Origin of the sequence: Elstera litoralis, from assembly GCF_000963705.1 — a bacterium.
In the GTDB taxonomy this organism is placed as follows: Bacteria; Pseudomonadota; Alphaproteobacteria; order Elsterales; family Elsteraceae; genus Elstera; species Elstera litoralis.
This window is the reverse complement of record NZ_LAJY01001000.1, coordinates 1-580: the sequence shown is the minus strand read 5'-3', so window position 1 is coordinate 580 and position 580 is coordinate 1. Positions and strand designations below refer to the sequence as shown.

General features: G+C 48.6%; 1 protein-coding gene. It reads left to right on the top strand.

The window, feature by feature from the left end; genetic code table 11:
* The first annotated feature begins 280 nt into the window (after positions 1 to 280).
* Positions 281 to 562, top strand: coding sequence for a saccharopine dehydrogenase NADP-binding domain-containing protein (locus VZ95_RS21150; protein ID WP_084627985.1), 282 nt, complete (start codon positions 281 to 283; stop codon positions 560 to 562).
* Positions 563 to 580: the final 18 nt, after the last annotated feature.

The window sequence follows — 580 nt, the reverse complement described above, 5'->3', positions numbered from 1 at the left end:
CCGACCGTTACGTGGGTTCGGCACCACTTATCGCGCTCAATTGAGCGCGGCTCAATCCTAAGCTTTGCGCTAGCAAGACTTCTGTCAGCCAGCTTTCTTCAGAAAAACAATATTCTCAAGGTTAACACGCTCAGGATTCGGGGCGTGAATGACTTTGTATTTACTTATTCTTGCGAAAAAGCGTAAGTAAAACAAGTATTTGCATGATTTATCTTGCGTTTGTGCGGTGCGATAGATAGATTATCGCGGTCTTTTAACAATCTTTGTCCACGAGGTAAGAATGGTAACACGGGTCCCGTTTGGCGGCCGGATCGTCATGTTAGGATATGGTAGTGTTGGTCAATCGGTTGTGCCGGTTTTAGAACGGCATTTCGATCTTCCGCTGTCGAATATCACGGTGATTGAAGCTGATGACCATGAAGGCAAATTCGCACCTTATTTAGCGCAGGGCATGCGCTATAAGCGGATTTCGCTGACCCCTGACAATCTGGAAGCCATGTTGGGCTCGCTGTTACAGCCTGGGGACCTTTGCATCAATCTGACCGCCGGGGTCATGCCCTGACGATCATCAACTGGTGCC

Coding starts and splice junctions, on each gene's coding strand:
- VZ95_RS21150 (WP_084627985.1), top strand. CDS start 281: ATGGTAACACGGGTCCCGTTTGGCGGCCGGATCGTCATGTTAGGATAT.